This window comes from Natronococcus amylolyticus DSM 10524 (assembly GCF_000337675.1).
Classification (GTDB): domain Archaea; phylum Halobacteriota; class Halobacteria; order Halobacteriales; family Natrialbaceae; genus Natronococcus; species Natronococcus amylolyticus.
On sequence record NZ_AOIB01000013.1, the window covers coordinates 1 to 15,879 of the forward strand.

The window sequence follows — 15,879 nt, forward strand, 5'->3', positions numbered from 1 at the left end:
TGTATAAGAGACAGGGTGATCACCGACGCGGCCGCACAGCGACTCTCCGACGTCAGTCTCGAGCGTGACACTCCCGTAACGCTCGGCGTCACCGGCCCCGGCATGTCCGCCGCGGAGGCCCGGGAACGCGTCGACAACGCGGCGAAGGCCGTCGACGGCGCGCTCGACCTCGTCGCCGAGCTACCCGACCCAGATCAACGATGACAATGGAATTCACCGACCGCCTGACCCGAGTCGAACCGTCCGCAACGCTCGCCATCTCCGCGCTCGCGACCGAACTCGAGAACGATGGCGAAGACGTCGTCGACCTCTCGGTCGGCGAGCCCGACTTCCCTACGCCCGAGAACGTCGTCGAGGCCGGCAAGGATGCGATGGACGCCGGCCACACCGGCTACACGACCTCGGCGGGGATCCTCGAGCTACGCGAGGCGATCTCCGAGAAGCTCGCCGAGGACGGCCTCGACCACGGCACCGACGAGATCATCGTCACGCCCGGAGCGAAGCAAGCGCTGTACGAGATCGTCCAGGCGCTGATCGCCGAGGGCGACGAGGTCGTATTGCTCGATCCCGCCTGGGTCTCCTACGAGGCGATGGTCAAGATGGCCGGCGGCTCGCTCTCGCGAGTCGACCTCTCCGAACACGAGTTCCAGCTCGACCCCGCCCTCGAGGACCTCGAGGCCGCGGTGTCGGACGACACCGAGCTGCTAATCGTCAACTCCCCGTCGAACCCCACGGGCGCCGTCTACTCCGACGAGGCGCTCAAGGGCGTCCGCGACCTCGCCGTCGAGCACGACGTGACGGTGATCTCCGACGAGATCTACAAGGAGATTACCTACGGCGTCGAGCCCACGAGCCTGGGGACGCTCGAGGGGATGGCCGACCGCACCGTCACGGTCAACGGCTTCTCGAAGGCCTACTCGATGACCGGCTGGCGGCTGGGCTACTTCGCCGGCCCCGAGGAGCTGATCGACCAGGCCGGCAAACTGCACAGCCACTCCGTCTCCTCGGCGGTGAACTTCGTCCAGCACGCCGGGATCGAAGCGCTCGAGAACACCGACGAGGCCGTCGACGACATGGTCGCCGCCTTCGCCGAGCGACGGGACCTGGTCGTCGACCTGCTCGAGGGCCACGGCGTCGACGTCGCCGTTCCAAAGGGAGCATTCTACATGATGCTTCCCGTCGCGGAGGACGATCAGGCGTGGTGTGAGGGCGCGCTCGAGGATGCCCACGTCGCCACCGTCCCCGGCAGCGCGTTCGGCACGCCGGGGTACGCCCGCATCTCCTACGCCGCGAGCGAGCAGCGCCTGCAGGAGGGTATCGAGCGACTGGCCGACGAAGACTACCTGTAACGTCGTCACCGATCCCGATTTTCGCGGATCCCAGTCGATTTTGTCTATTGACCTAGCTTTACGTACGATAGCGGGGTCAACGACCGTATGGACTGTCCCACGTGTGGCAAGTCCCTCCAGTCGGAACGGGGAATGCGACAGCATCATACGAAAGTACACGGGGATCCGCTTCCGAACCGGACCTGCAGCGGCTGTGAGACGGAGTTCTACGATCCGAAGGCGCGCCGCGAGTTCTGTGACGACTGTAACCCGAACGCGGGAGAACATAACGGAAACTGGAAGGATGCAACCGAGACCACGTCGTGTGCATCCTGCGGAACGACGTTCTCGTACTACCCGTCCAACAAGCAGGGACGGTACTGTCCGGACTGTGTCGATGCCGCAGATGGATTGCTTCCGGAGAACCCGTCGGAGAAGGGCGAACGAATCGAGACAGCGTGCCCGTCGTGCGGCGCGACTCTCGAGGTACGTCCCGCTCGTCTCGAACGGCGAAAGCGGGGCGTCTTCTGTACGCTCGAGTGCTACGGAGAGTGGCTTTCCGAGAACGTGGTCGGCTCGGAGCACCACCAGTGGGAGGGTGGACCGATCGAATACGGCGGAGAATGGTGGCGCGTACGGCGACGGGCGCTTGAGCGAGACGAGTACGAGTGTCAGCACTGCGGCGCGAACGCCGACGAACTCGATCGCAACCCGGACGTACATCATCTCCGACCGGTCCGGTCGTTCGAGGACGTCGAGGACGCACACTCCCTGGACAACGTCGTCACGCTGTGTCGGAGCTGTCACCGTCGCGTGGAAGCGGGCTCGATAGCGGTACCCCCTCGCCGTGAAAAGTAACACTATTGTGCAGCGGGAGTCTATCCCGCGAGTGAAGTCCCGTGGTGGTGAGCGATTCCGAAGAATCGCGAGGTACGCGGGAGCTTCGAACGACGTGAGAAGTCCCGTGGTGTAGTGGCCAATCATATGGGCCTTTGGACGTGCTCGGTTCGATCCGTCACGGAAGACAGCCCATGACGGCGGTTCGAATCCGCCCGGGACTATATTTCACTGTTTTTCGTTTGAAATAAACTCGAGCAGGCCGATAGCTATCGTTCGGAAAATCCCTCAGCGGAAGCAACCTCGAGCGACCCGACCCCAACTTCCGAACAGCTTACGACGGTAGTTCCTCGAAGGTCGCCGACGCGTGGACCCGGTTTTCCTCGAGGCTGATCTCGTGGGGCACGTCCTCGTCGACGAGGTGGTCCCGGACCATGCTCTCGGCAGGGACCGAATCCTCGGGATAGAGCCCCGAGAATCGGGCTTCCGTCTCGAGGAGGTCGCCGTCCTCGGCATCGACCACGAGAGTAGTGACAAACTCATCGACGTCGTTGAGGACGGGGTTGCCGCCCACATCCAGGTCGGCTCGCGGCTCGTCGCCGGCGCCGAGCTCCTCGACCGGCTCGAGCGCGTCGTCGAAGCTCTCGACGTTCCAGACGCCGAACGCCATCGCGGCGTCGCCCGTCGTCTCGAAGAGCCAGCGACCGTCGTCGGTGTCGACGGTTCGGTCGACCTCGTCGAGGCGGCGCTCGAGCGCGTCCTCGACGACGGCTTTGGGCCGATACCCGTCGTCGTCGCCGGGCTGGGTGGCGACGACTACCGCGTCCTCCGAGACGGCGTAGGCCAGCTCCTCGGGGGTGACGTAGACGGTGTACCCGTCCCGTTCGTCCGCCTGCTCGAACTCCTCGGAGTACTGCGCGACGAAGAGTTCGGGGTCGTACGTTCCGTGGAACACGAGCACGTTCTCGGTCCAGGTCACCGAGTCGGTCGCGATCCCGTCGATATCCTGGCCGTCTTCGGGGAGGATGTCGTCGGAGAAGGGGTAGAACATGATCCCGAACGCCGCAAACGGAGCGATCAGCCCGCCGTACATCGGGAGTCCGAGGATCGGAGCCTCCTCGAGGAGCGCCTCGGTTTCGTCGTCGGTTCTCGGAACGCCGGCCTCGAGTTCCTCGAGGGCCGTCCAGTCGAGGTGGGCGAAAAACGTGCCCGTCTCCGTTCCTCGGCTCGCCTCGGGGACCCACCCGGCGTAGCCGGGAACGTCGCGGGAGGGGAACTGGCCGTCGTCACCGTCGAGGTCGCCGGTGCCGGAACACCCGGCGATCGTCGCGAGGCCCGTCGCGGCGAGAGTCGTCGAGAGCAACTGACGGCGTTTCATACGGAGGCGCTTCGGCCCGAACGGGGAAAACCGTGACGCGCTCGTCCCGCAGAGAGTACGGTACCGAGTCTCTCGACCGAAACGACGGATGCTCGCTCGCTCCCAGTCGCTGGGAACCCGGGACAGGCTTAGGAACGTCCGCCACCGAGTACACCTCATGACCCTCCCGTCCGATCAGCGATCGCGGTTCCCGCGTCCGCCGACGACGGCCGACGATCACGAGGGCCGGACGATAACCGTCGTCGAGTACGACGACGGGACCGATCCCCTCGTCGAGATGTACGGCCACTTCGACGAGGAGTCGCGGTCACAGGGGCTCCCGCCCAGATCGGACGATCGAACCCGCGAGTGGCTCGAGGGGCTGCTCGAGGACGGGTACAACACCGTCGCCTACCACGGGGACGACGCGGTCGGCCACGCGGTATTGGTCCCCTCCGGCGAGCTGTTCGAGCTCGCGATCTTCGTTCGACCGGAGTACCAGGCAGCAGGGATCGGGACACAGCTCATCCGCGGGCTGCTCGGCCAGGGACAGGACCGCGGTGTCGAGCACGTCTGGCTCACCGTCTCCCGCTCGAACCGGATCGCGATGAACCTCTACTGGTCGGCCGGCTTCGAGACGACGGCGAGCGGGCGGGGAGAGCACGAGATGGAACTCCGCCTGTAGTCTTGTGACCCTGTTTTGGAAGTCGATTCGAAGAAAAGGGGACGTATCCGTGTATCCGTCGCTCGGTCATCGGCGGGAGCATCGTAGAAACGTAGACGTTAGTCCGAGAGCGCACTCGAGCCCTGCCCCGGGGCGTCGATCGAAATGCCGTCGGTGCCGGTCACGGAGACCGTGATCTCGTCGAAGCACTGGCAGTACTCGCTGGCATGTTTGCCGCCGATCTGAATTCGGATCCGTTCCTCGAGCAGTCCCGCGTCGGTCAGTAACTCGAGTTTGCGGTACACCGTCGAGGAGGGGATCTCGCACCGATCGGCGACCTCGGCGGCGGTCAGCGCCTCGTCGGTCGTCGCCTCGAGGATCGTTCGGCAGTCGCCGTCCTCGAGAGCGGTGAGAACGGTGTCGACGTCGACGTCGTCTTCGGTCGAGAGGGGCGATACGGAGTCGGCGGGATCGCGGTCGTAGTTCGTCACGGACATCGTCGTTCTACTCCCTTCTTTCCGTGGGATCCGTACCAACTAACGCCCAAAATATACGGGGCCGTTTATCAGGGGGTAGTTATGTGGGGCAGGGTCGGAGATGCAGCGAAACACGAGTCCGCTCGAGATCGAATCGAGCAGCGCCGAATCGGATCGGAGAAGGACGACTGCGGATCGGACGCGGGATCGAACGGGATACGGCCGAAATCGAACGGGAGCTCAGTAGGGACCTTTGCGGTTGCCCATCGGCATCTCGGCGGTCGGTCCCGAGGACGTCGCGCTGCAGGTTCCACAGCGGAAGTCACCCTCACCGTCGTTGAGCCCCTCGAGTGGCGACGCCGGCGTCTCCTCGAACTGCTTAGGCTCGACGCCAAACCGGTCGGTGTCATCGGCCACGAGGCTATCGACCAGCACCGCGAGCGCGCGGTAGAACTCGACGTCGGCCTCGTCCTCGAGCGTCTCGCGGAACCGACCCGTCCAGCGCCCGAGGTGATCCTCGAGGAAGCTCCCCTGTGCGTCGGTCAGGACCTCGATACCGGTTTCGTCGCCCTCGTTCTCGAGGTAGGCCGTCTGCAGGGCCAGGTGCGAGAGGAACTCGAGCTGGATACAGAGGTGGTCGACGCGCTCGCGGTTGCCCTCGTCCATCGAGAGGCCGAAGGCGCCGTAGAACCCCGAGATGTCGGCCAGTACGTCCGTGCTGGTGACGAGTGTGCCCGGGCTGTACTCGATCTGGTACTGGGAGATGTTGCCACCTTCCTCGAAGCCGAACAGCGCAGCCCAGTCCGAGTAGCAGTCGTCGAACTCGTCCTCGTTGGTCGGAGCCGCCTCGGCGACCGCTTCGGCGTGTTCCTCGAGGGGTTCGTCGTCGAGGGCGGCGGCGGACTCGAGCAGTTGCTCCTCGAACGTTCCAGAGAGCAACGCCTCCTCGAACTCCTCGCCGGGACGGTCGAACGCCATCGAGGCGAGCTTGTACAGTCGTGCGCGGTGAACGTGGATGGTTGCGGTCATGGTTACGTGATGTCGAGCCGGTAGGCGTCGTTGTCCTCGTCGTACAGTTCGCGTTCGTACTGGGGCTCCTCCATCGGGACGCGGGCGACCGTCGAGCCGTCCTCGTCGTACCCGATGGCCTCCTCGTCGGTCACCTCGAACTCCTCGACGCGCCACTCGGTCGAGCCCATCAGGTGGAGCAGGCCACGGAGCTTGCGGTACTCCTCGTCGCCGCGGCGGGCGGCCTGGTAGGTCTCCTTCGCCTCCTCGACGCGGGGACCGAACATCTGGACGAGGTAGTCCGTCGGCACGTTGATCGGCGGGATGTAGTAGACGTTCGGCTCGAGGCCGAGCTGTGGGTACAGCGGCAGGGCGACCTCGGCGTCGTGGACCAGGTAGTCGATCGGGTTCGAGGAGTCGGCCTCCTCCGGTGGGTTGACCCAGCCGTGCTGTCGGATCTTGCCGAGACAGGTCTCGAAACACTGCGGAACGAGTCCCTGCTCGACCTTCGGGTAACAGCCGACACACTTCTGGGAGACGCCCTCCTGGGGGTTGTAGATGGACTTTCCGTACGGGCAGGCCCGAACGCACTCCTGGAGCGCCTCACAGTTCTCCTCGTCGATCAGGACGATCCCGTCCTCCTCGCGCTTGTAGACGGCCTGGACCGGACAGCCGCCGGCACAGCCGGCGAACGTACAGTGGTTACACAGCCGCGGGAGGTAGAAGAACCACATCGGGTGGGTCTCCTCGTCCTCGGAGATGTGCGTGTCCGCCTCGAACTTCTCGCCGGCCGGCTCGTCCTCGCCGAGGTTGGGGTAGGCCCAGTCCTCGCTGTCGGGACGGTAGCCCTCGATCCCCTCGCCGTGCATGTTTCCGGGGTCGTCGTCGGGCTCCATGTCCTCCCAGTCGATATCGTTTGCCTCGAAGATGGTGTCGCCGTCGTAGACGTACTCGCCGTCCTCTTCGGTCCACTCGCCGACGCCGAGCTCCTCGAGGATCTCCTTGTCCCAGCCGATGGGATGGGAGCCGTACGGCTTGGTCTCGACGTTGTTCCAGAACATGTGTTCCTGGCCCTCGCCGTGGGTCCAGGTCGTCTTACACGACAGCGTACATGTCTGGCACGCGATACACTTGTTGATGTCGAAGACGGCACCCCACTGTTTTTCGGGTCGTGCCTCTCCGTAGGGGTACTCCATCTCTCGTCCGATCTGCCAGTTGTATACTTCAGCCATTGGTAATCACCTTGTGTTAGTCGTCGGAAGTCGTCACGAAGTTGCCGCTCAGGTACTCCTCCATCGATTCGTCCTCGTTGCTCGGGCGGAGGCCCTTCCGGTCGGGCATCCACTGCTCCTCGTCCTCCTCGTGAGCCGCGTCCTCGGCCTTCTCGATCTTGACGAACGACTCCTTGGGCGCGCCGTTGGCGACGTGGACGTCCATCTCGAAGCCGACGTCGATGTTCTGCCCGCCGTAGTTCTTGCGGGCCATGTCGTCGGTCAGCAGGGTCGGCCGGAACCAGGTCCGGGTCGCGCTCTGGTGGCTTCCCTGCCGGTACAGCGACGCGTAGTCGGTCTGTTCGTTGACCGCCATCCCGTCGCCGTCCTCGTCGTTGTGCGCCTCGACGGTGCCGTGGGAGGCACCGTTTAAGTTCATCCAGCTACGGGTGACGCCCCGTGGCATCGCCGGCTGGCTCCGGGCGCGCATCTTCGCGCGGGCGTAGTTATCCTCGTCCTCGGAATCGGCGCCGCGGTACGGCCGGTCCTCGGGGTCGGCGTCGACCCAGACGTAGTCGCCGTCGTTCAGCCCCTCCGCTTCCATGTCTTCGGGGCTCATCTCGATGTACCCCTCACCGTAGTAGGGTTTGCGCTCGTCGTGGCGCTCCATGTCACCGAAGGGACCCCACCAGACCGCGATGTTCGGCAGCGCGTTCGCGAAGGTATGGGTGCCGTGGCGGTACTTCGGCGTCATGTAGCTGTAGTCGTACCCCTCGTCGAGCTCCTTGAGCGGGTGTTCGGTGTCGGTGAGCTCCTCGGGCGTGTAGATCCGGTTGCGGATCTGTCGAGCGTCACCGTCGCGGCGATCGCCGACACCGAGGTCCTCCGGGGTATCGGGCTCGATGATCGGGTGATCGTCACCGGAGACGATGGCGTTGGGCTCGTAGAACGTGCCGTCCATCGGCTCGCGGTGCAGCGGGATGTTCTCGCCGGCCTCGGTGAACAGCTCCTCCTCGCGGAAGAACTCCATCCGACCGGTCTTCGTGTACCAGGGGTCGCCGTCGACGGCCTGGCGCCCACCCATCTTCTTCGGGTAGGTACTGGTCTGGATCAGCTTCGGCGTCCCCTCCTGGGCCTCCTCGAGCATCTCGTCGATGTCGTACCCCTTGACGGTGTTCGAGTGGTCGATGATCCGCTGGAGGTACGGCCGGGCCGTATGCTCCTCGTCGATGAACGTCCAGTAGTCCTCGAACCGATCGTCCTCTAACAGCTCGCCGAGCTTCTCGGCGACGCCCGCGTAGATCTCCGCGTCGTTGCGGGTGTCGTAGATCCGGTCGATATCGGTCGTGGGGATCGCCATCACGAACGGGTTCGTCACGGCGGCCGTGAGATCGTTCATGTTGTGTTCGGCCCACGAATCGGCCGGGAAGACGATATCGGAGTACTCGCAGGTTCCCGTCCACCACCACTCGTTGGTGAAGAAGGCCTCGATCCGGCCGTTGCGAAGCATGTTCTCGATGATGTCGTAGGAACCCTTCGCGTTGCCCAGGATCGAGTTCGAGCCCGACACCCACAGCAGCTTCGTCGGCGTCGGCATGTGGGAGTCGCCCATGTGGTACTCGCCTTCGATTTCCAGGGGACGGTCGCCGTTGGAGTACCAGTGGGCCGACTGTGCCGTCGTCGTGTTCCGGATGTCGACGTCGGTCACGTCCGGATCGGTCTCGGGATCGAACGGATCCTCGTAGATCCACTGATCGCGGCCGTTGAAGTACGCCCCGCGGTAGTTGCCCGCGTAGCTGCCGACGTTGCCGGCGTGGCGGCCGACGTTCTTCGTCAGCGACGCCAGCAGGAAGGCGGCGCGGTCCTTCTGGTCCTGATTCGTGTAGTGGTTCGGCCCCATCCCGGTGAGGATGAGCGTCTTCTCGTGGTTGTCCGCGAGGTCCGCGGCCAGGTTCTCGACGGCCTCCGGCGAGCTTCCGGTGACCTCGGCGACCGCTTCGGCGTCCCAGGTGTCGGTCAGGTGCTGTCTGATCAGATCGAAGACGGTGCGGACCTCGACGGTCTCACCGTCGACGGTCTCGACCTCGAAGCTTCCCTCGAGGCTGGCGGGGACATCGAAGTCGTCGCCGATCTCGTCACGGGTGACCGGCTCGAGCTCGCCGCTTTCCTCGTCGCGGACGACGAAGTCGCCCCACTCGTTGCGAAGGTCCTCGGTGAGGACGTTCTCCCAGACGCCGGTCGTCCCTTCGTTGGGTCGGTCCTCGTCGTCCTCGACGACCATCGTCTTCTCGAGGTCGGCGGGCTCGTAGCCCTCGATAACGTCGCTGGCGCGCAGGAGCGACTTGTCGTCCATGCGAACCAGCATCGGTAGGTCCGTAAAGCGGCGGACGTAGTCCTCGTCGTACTGCTCTTCCTCGATGATGATCTTGGCCGCACCGAGGAACAGCGCGGAGTCGGTCCCCGGCCGGAGCACGACGAGCTCGTCGCACTTCGAGGCCGTCGCGTTGTAGTCGGTGAAGACGCCGGTGACCTTCGTGCCCTTGAGCCTGGCCTCGGTCAGCCAGTGGCAGTCGGCCATCTTCGTCGTCAGGAAGTTGATTCCGGCGAGGATGACGTGGTCGGCGTACTCAACGTTCACGAGGTCGAAGTCGACGGTCTGCTGGCCGGTGACCATCGTGTGTCCCGGCGGCAGGTCCGTGTGCCAGGAGTAGTTGTCGAGGCCGACGCCGCCGACGGCCTCCTCGGCGTCGACGTCGCGAATGTGCTGGTCGACCAGCGCCATCTGGTTCGCGACGCGGTACATGCCCATCAGTCGGATCATTCCGAGCAGGGGCATCCCGCCGCGGAACTTCAGCACCTGCGTCCCGATCGAGTCGGTCTCCTCGACGACGCGCTCGTCGTAGTCCTGCTCGAGGAGCCGCTGTGCGCCGGCGTCACCGTTGTAGTTTTCGGCGATGTTGTAGATCGCCTCCGCGGCGAGTTCGTACGCCTCGTCGAACTCCATCTCGACCCAGTTGTCCTCGCCGCGGTTGGCGTACTCCTCGGGCATCGAGCCGTCGTCATTGCGCGGGAAGCCCTCCTCGACCCACTCCGCGAAACCCTCGCGGACCATCGGTGCCTGGACGCGCTTGTCGCTGTAGAAGCGCTCGACCATCGCAAGCCCCTTGTTACAGACACGGGGATCCCACCGCTGGGTTGCCTGGTTTCCGTCGAGGTCGGTCGCCTCGCCGTAGTTCATCGAGGGGCCCAGACGGGTGACCTGGCCGTTTTTGACGCTGGCCTCGAGGTAGCAGTTGTGGGTGTCGTTGGGCGTACACGTCAGCATGTACGACGAGTCGGGCTCCCAGACGTCGCGGTAGTGTTCCTCCCACTCGCGGTCCGGATACTCCTCGAGGGGGTTCATCGGTCCCTCCTCGGCCGTTTCGTCGGCGTCGCCCGAGAGCCGGCGGTAGCCCAGCAGGCTGAGTCCGGAGGCACCGGCGACCCCGGCTGCCGCGGCACCGAGCTCGCGGCGGGTCATCTCGATGCCGGCGTCGTCCTCGGATTCAGACATCGTCCCACCCCGCGGACGTCGCTCGGAGCGAGCCGACGGACGGTGCGGTCGTTGCCCGGCACGGATGCCGTTCCGTGGGTTCCGATTGTCCGTATTTCATACAGGCTATCGTTGGGAGGCCTCTCTTTAACCAGACGCGGCTGTTCCCAGCGAATGGGGACGAGCGGCCCGGAAACCACGGTATAGCGGGTCGTTTATAACGGGGTGCGAAAGAAGGAACGAGACACGGATTCTGATCGCTCGAAAACGGGTTCCGGACGGTCGCCCGGGGAGTCGGCTCAGGCCAGTGGTTCGGACCGCGCGAGCGGCTCGGTCTCGAACTCGACGAGCCATCCCTCCTGTCCGAGATCCTCGACGTCGGCTCGCTCGAGGCGTTTGCCGTCGGACTCGAGGGTTTCCGCGACGGACTCGCGGAGTCGCTCGGGGTCGTGGCGACAGAGCAGCGACAGGTGGCCGTCCTCGGTGACCCCGAGTTCGGTGATCGCCTGTCGATTACAGGTCTCGGGCGGGAGCCCGCGCAGGTCGATCGCGTCCTCGGGCGCCCGCGTTCCGCCCTTCCCGGCGACGAACGACTCGACGGTTTCGGCGAGGTCGGCGATCGCCCGCTCCCCTGCAGAGGTGCCGTCGGCGAACGATCGCTCCGTCGGGGTCCGGAGCGCGGGATCGAACGGAACGGGTTCGATCGAGGCGACCGCGTCCTCGTTGATTGCGTCCTCGAGATTGCGGCCGTCGCCGTCGTACGGCGACTCGTTCGTTTCGGTCGCGGTCATGTTCGGAACGACGCCGATCGTCTCGACGTCGTTGGCGGTGAACAGCGCGCCGGTCCGCTCGGTCGCGCTCGCCCCGGCGTCGGTCGGCGTACTGACGAGCAGGGCGCCGTCGAGGGGGGCCTGCTGGACGAGAGTGTAGACGGCGTCGCCGATCCCTGGCGGGAGGTCGACCAGGAGCACGTCCCGGTCGTCCCAGGTCGCGTCCCCGAGGAGGTCCTTGAGGACGTCGTGGACCATCGCGCCGCGCCAGGCGACGGGGCCGTCCTCGGCGATCAGGTCGAGACTGACGACCTCGATCCCGTCGGCGTCGATCGGCTGCGGTCGGCCCGAGGGCGTGTTCTGGATTGGTCCCTCCGCGCCCAGCAGGCCGGGGATATCGGGGGCGTAGACGTTCGCGTCGAAAACGGCCACGTCGAGCCCGGCCTCGTCGAGGGCCCGCGCGAGCGCGGCGGTGACAGTCGTCTTGCCGACGCCGCCCTTCGCGCTGCCGATCGCGATCAGCGAGTCGACGCCCGTGACGGGAAGACCGCTCTCGGGTGCCTCGGCGTCGGTCGCCTTGAGGCGAACGTGATCGATCCCCTCGGTCGCGAGCCCGGCGCCCCGGAGCTGATCCGAGAGGCGCTCGCTCAACTGCCGGTTGAGCCGATCGAAGACGACCGTGAACGTGACGACCCCGTTCTCGACGGAAACGTCCTCGAGCAGTTGCTCGCTGACCGGGTCGCCGTCCGCCAGTTGTACCTCTCGTGTTCGGTCGATAACCGCGCGCTTGATCTCGTCGTCCGTCCGCGGTGTCTCGTCTTCCATGGACGTGTGTTCGGAACGGACGGTATTTCACCCAGCGTCTCTTCCCAGGGGCTGGGAAGACGTCGTCGGACGGCGCTCGACTACGTTGTCGTTGAACGATCGGTGTGGCGTCACTGTCGCCATCCCCGTCCCCCGGTCCCCTTGTTCAGAGTGTAACGACTCGAGCGGGAAGCCGGGGGAAGCGGCGATTACGAGCCACAGCTTTTCACTCTGAGTTGGGTGTGTGCCCACCCCCACCCCTCGTTCAGAGTGAAAAGGGCTTCGAAGGTGTCCCCCTACCTGTGAGGGACGACGGTGGGAAGGATATTCAGTAGGAGACCAGCGTATCGATCGGTATCACCACAGTTGAGTCGTCTCGCGGTAATTCTACACGAGAGCTCGATCAAAGCGGAACAGGGAAGCAAACTCTGTCGTGTAGATACGAAATACTACCAGCATCCTTATCCTGAGTCGACGTAGGCGTCGATTCGCATAGTACGCTGCCTTGGAGTGTGGTATCTTTAATCTAGTTGGCAGCTAGCATATTGTGGTGGACTCTCTCTGAATGTCTACGTCTAGATACTAGATAGATATCTAGAAAGACATAGTAACTAACTAGAGATGGTCTAGAAATCGTTCTCTTACCAGCAGCAACAACCTATACCAAAAAATATAATACTAACTAGTAGATCTCGGCTACAGTGGATGCTAGACAGACTCACGCTATGCTCGAGATGGGAGTACAGTGAGAGAACTGTCACGTCCTCACAGCAGTTACCGTCTCAATCCCGTGGTTACCCACCGCCATTTCTTACCACCCCTCCCCCACCACCCCTCCCCACCCCCTCTCTCGAGCCGTTACACTCTGAACGAGGGGTGGGGGTGGGGTCGAAGAGAGGCCGAAAACACCGGTGGAGTCTCCCCGTCGTTCAGTCTGCATGCGGCCTCCGGCCCGCTCGCGCCGATTCTCTCGAAATACATCGGTTCAACGCCGCTCGAGATACCTTATCAGTCTGAGCTACCTTCCATAGTTTTATTATACAACTCTCCAAGGACAGCAACATGACCGAACAGGCCGGTGGGGATCCCCTCTTCCAGTCGCAGGATCCGATCTTCAATCGGAAGGAACTCCTGCACGTCGGCCACGTCCCCGATGAGGACCGGATCGTCGGCCGGGACGACGAGATCCAGTCCGTCGCCGCCGAAGTCGGGGCGATCACGCGGGGCGACCCACCGAACAACGTGATGATCTACGGCAAGACCGGGACCGGGAAGAGTCTCATCTCCCGCCATGTCGCGACGCGGGCCCGGGACGCCGCCGATGACAACGAGATCGGCTGTGGCGTGCTCTACGTCGACTGCTCCGAAGCCAACACGGAGACGCGGGCGACCCGCCAGCTCGCCCTCAGTCTCGCCGACCAGACCGGCTACGACCAGCACATTCCGGTCCGTGGTGTCGGCACGATGGAGTACTACCAGCACATCTGGTCGATCCTCGAGGAGTTCTTCGACTCGGTGATCGTGATCCTCGACGAGATCGACAAGCTCGACAACAGCAACATCCTGATGCAGCTCTCGCGGGCCCGCGAGGCGCGAAAGACCGACGCCTACATCGGTGTCATCGGCATCTCGAACAAGGTCCAGTACCGCGAGACCCTCGATGAACGGATCGACAGCAGCTTCGGCCACCGGGAGCTGTTCTTTCACCCCTACGACGCCGCACAGCTCCGAGAGATTATGCGAAATCGCCAGGACGCCTTCCAGCCCGACGTGCTCGAGGACGGCACGATCGAGCTCTGTGCCGCCCTCGCGGCGAAGAAACACGGCGACGCGCGCAAGGCGATCGAGATCCTCAAGGAAGCCGGCGAACTCGCGCGCCGCACGGCCTCCGAGAGCGTCTCCGAGCGCCACATCAAGCAGGCTCAGGAGGTCGCCGAGATCAACCGGATCGAGGAACTCACCAGCGGGGCGACCGCCCACGCGAAACTGGCACTGTACGCGCTGGCGAGCTGTATCGTCACCGGCGACCGCGAGACCTACAAGACCCGCGAGATCTACGAGCGCTACGCCGACATCTGCGAGCTGGTCGCGACGGACCCGATCACCGAGAACGGGCTCTACCGCCAGCTCAAGGAACAGGCCTTCTTGGGCGTTATCGAGTCCGAGAAGACCGGCGGGGGTCGCTCCCAGGGAAGCTACCTCCTTCACCGCCTCGTCACCGATCCGAAACACATCGTCAAGGCCGTCCGTCGCGACGACTCGCTCGAAGAGCTGCCGCCCTACGACAAACTCGCCGACAGTACCGACTCGACGCGCGGACGCGTCGACCTGTCCTCGTTCTCGTAGCTCTCCGTTCCACCCTTCGCTTCTGCAACTCCCTCGCGTCGCTCTCCTACGTCGCTCCCCGTCGCAGTCGCTCTCCGTTCCAGTAGTCTCGGCACCACGCCTCGTTTCCGTCGCCCCCCGCTCTCTCGAGCCGTTTCACTCTGAACGAGGGGTGGGACCCCGGCCCAACGGTCGCGATTATCGACGGGAAACGATACCCCCTTACTACGGCCACAGGCCGCGGGCGTCGTGTGCGTCCGCGATCCGCGAGAGCGCGACGAGGTAGGTCGCGTCGCGCCAGGTGACGTCCCGCGCGTCGTACTCCTCTCGAACGGCGTTCCACGCCTGGAGCATCTCCGACTCGAGCTCCTTGTGGACCCGCTCCAAGCTCCAGGCGCGGCGGTTGATGTCCTGAAGCCACTCGAAGTAGCTCACCGTTACCCCGCCGGCGTTAGCGAGGATGTCAGGGATCACGTGAACGCCCTGATCCTCGAAGACCTGGTCGGCGGCCGACGTCGTCGGTCCGTTCGCGCCCTCGACGATCATCTCGGCCTGGACGTTGCGGGCGTTCTCGACGGTCAACACGTTCCCGACCGCCGCGGGAATCAGCACGTCGACGTCGAGCTCGAGCAGCTCCGCGTTCGAGAGCGTCTCGGGGGCGTCGTACGTCGAGACCATCCCCGGTGCCTCGTCGTGGTCCTCGACGTCGTTCGTGTCGAACCCGTCCGGATCGTAGATCGCCCCGTCGACGTCCGAAACCGCGACGATCGTCGCACCGCGTTCGTCCAGATAGCGGGCCGCGTTCGCGCCGACGCTGCCGAACCCCTGGACCGCGACCGTCGTCTCCTCGAGCTCCCAGTCGTAGTAGTCGATCGCCTCTCGCGTGACGATCCCGACGCTTCGACCGGGGGCCTTCTCGCGGCCCTTGGAACCGCCGATAACGGGCGGCTTCCCCGTGACGACGCCGGGCGTCGTCTCGCCGGCCTGCATCGAGTAGGAGTCCATAAACCACGCCATCGTCTGTGGATCGGTTCCCATGTCCGGAGCCGGGATATCCTTCATCGGGCCGATGACGGGTCGGAGCTCCTCGGCGAACCGGCGGGTGAGCCGTTCCTTCTCGTCGTTGCTCAGCTCCTTCGGGTTGACGACGACGCCACCCTTCGCGCCGCCGAAGGGGAGATCCATCACGGCGCACTTCCAGGTCATCCACATCGAGAGCCCGACGCACTCGTCTTCGCTGACGCCGGGGTGGTAGCGCAGCCCACCCTTGTACGGGCCACGAACGCTGTCGTGGTGGGCGCGGTAGCCGGTGAACATCTCGGTCGTCCCGTCGTCGCGCTCGAGCGGGATCGACACCCGGTAGACGCTGGTCGGGTGCCGGAGCCGTTCGACGACGCCCTCGTCGACCTTGAGGTGTGCCGCGGCGCGCTCGAGCTGGCGGCGGGCGGTTTCGACGGCGCTCTCGGATTCGGGTTCCGCTGTGGATTCGGCTGTAGTCATTGTGAAACGGTGGTGCACGATCGGAGTAGTGCTCGAACGGATCGGCGACTCGTCGTCGATCCGGGCT

General features: G+C 64.7%; 12 protein-coding genes and 1 tRNA gene. 6 read left to right on the plus strand and 7 right to left on the minus strand.

Annotated elements, in window-relative coordinates; genetic code table 11:
* The 4 genes from C491_RS02105 to C491_RS02120 all read left to right on the plus strand — a co-directional run.
* On the plus strand, positions 1-204 hold a 204-nt coding region (locus C491_RS02105; protein ID WP_241431285.1), incomplete at its 5' end, for a 6,7-dimethyl-8-ribityllumazine synthase.
* On the plus strand, positions 201-1,349 hold the full coding sequence (locus C491_RS02110; protein WP_005553443.1) for a pyridoxal phosphate-dependent aminotransferase: 1,149 nt from the start codon (positions 201-203) through the stop codon (positions 1,347-1,349). The genes C491_RS02105 and C491_RS02110, both read left to right, overlap by 4 nt.
* 87 nt (positions 1,350-1,436) lie before the next feature.
* Complete coding sequence (locus tag C491_RS02115; RefSeq protein WP_005553444.1) at positions 1,437-2,186, plus strand: HNH endonuclease; 750 nt, start codon at positions 1,437-1,439, stop codon at positions 2,184-2,186.
* Positions 2,187-2,286: 100 nt separating this feature from the next.
* Positions 2,287-2,389: transfer RNA gene (locus C491_RS02120), tRNA-Gln, on the plus strand.
* 110 nt (positions 2,390-2,499) lie between these two features.
* Here the strand turns inward: C491_RS02120 and C491_RS02125 are convergent.
* Positions 2,500-3,543 carry a hypothetical protein gene (locus C491_RS02125; protein ID WP_005553446.1) on the minus strand — a complete coding sequence of 348 codons (1,044 nt, stop codon included), beginning with the start codon at positions 3,541-3,543 and terminating at the stop codon, positions 2,500-2,502.
* A 157-nt stretch (positions 3,544-3,700) separates the two neighbouring features.
* On the opposite strand from C491_RS02125, the gene C491_RS02130 reads away from it, so the two are divergent.
* Positions 3,701-4,207, plus strand: a complete 507-nt coding sequence (locus C491_RS02130) for a GNAT family N-acetyltransferase (protein ID WP_005553447.1) — start codon at positions 3,701-3,703, stop codon at positions 4,205-4,207.
* A 98-nt stretch (positions 4,208-4,305) separates the two neighbouring features.
* Here the strand turns inward: C491_RS02130 and C491_RS02135 are convergent, their stop codons facing one another.
* From C491_RS02135 to C491_RS02155, 5 genes are all read right to left on the minus strand, one after another.
* Positions 4,306-4,683, minus strand: a complete 378-nt coding sequence (locus tag C491_RS02135; RefSeq protein ID WP_005553449.1) for a winged helix-turn-helix domain-containing protein — start codon at positions 4,681-4,683, stop codon at positions 4,306-4,308.
* Positions 4,684-4,902: 219 nt separating this feature from the next.
* Complete coding sequence (locus C491_RS02140) at positions 4,903-5,691, minus strand: TorD/DmsD family molecular chaperone (RefSeq protein ID WP_005553451.1); 789 nt, start codon at positions 5,689-5,691, stop codon at positions 4,903-4,905.
* A 2-nt stretch (positions 5,692-5,693) separates the two neighbouring features.
* On the minus strand, positions 5,694-6,902 hold the full coding sequence (locus tag C491_RS02145; protein ID WP_049891375.1) for a 4Fe-4S dicluster domain-containing protein: 1,209 nt from the start codon (positions 6,900-6,902) through the stop codon (positions 5,694-5,696).
* Positions 6,903-6,918: 16 nt separating this feature from the next.
* Positions 6,919-10,434, minus strand: a complete 3,516-nt coding sequence (locus C491_RS02150) for a molybdopterin-dependent oxidoreductase (RefSeq protein WP_005553455.1) — start codon at positions 10,432-10,434, stop codon at positions 6,919-6,921.
* 278 nt (positions 10,435-10,712) lie between these two features.
* A complete protein-coding gene (locus tag C491_RS02155) occupies positions 10,713-12,008 on the minus strand; it encodes a P-loop NTPase (RefSeq protein ID WP_005553457.1) in 1,296 nt (431 codons plus the stop codon).
* 1,041 nt (positions 12,009-13,049) lie between these two features.
* Here C491_RS02155 and C491_RS02160 point away from each other — a divergent pair.
* A complete protein-coding gene (locus tag C491_RS02160; RefSeq protein ID WP_005553458.1) occupies positions 13,050-14,333 on the plus strand; it encodes a Cdc6/Cdc18 family protein in 1,284 nt (427 codons plus the stop codon).
* Positions 14,334-14,537: 204 nt separating this feature from the next.
* On the opposite strand, the gene gdhB is transcribed toward C491_RS02160, so the two are convergent.
* Positions 14,538-15,812, minus strand: coding sequence for a glutamate dehydrogenase GdhB (gene gdhB / locus C491_RS02165; protein ID WP_005553459.1), 1,275 nt, complete (start codon positions 15,810-15,812; stop codon positions 14,538-14,540).
* Positions 15,813-15,879: the final 67 nt, after the last annotated feature.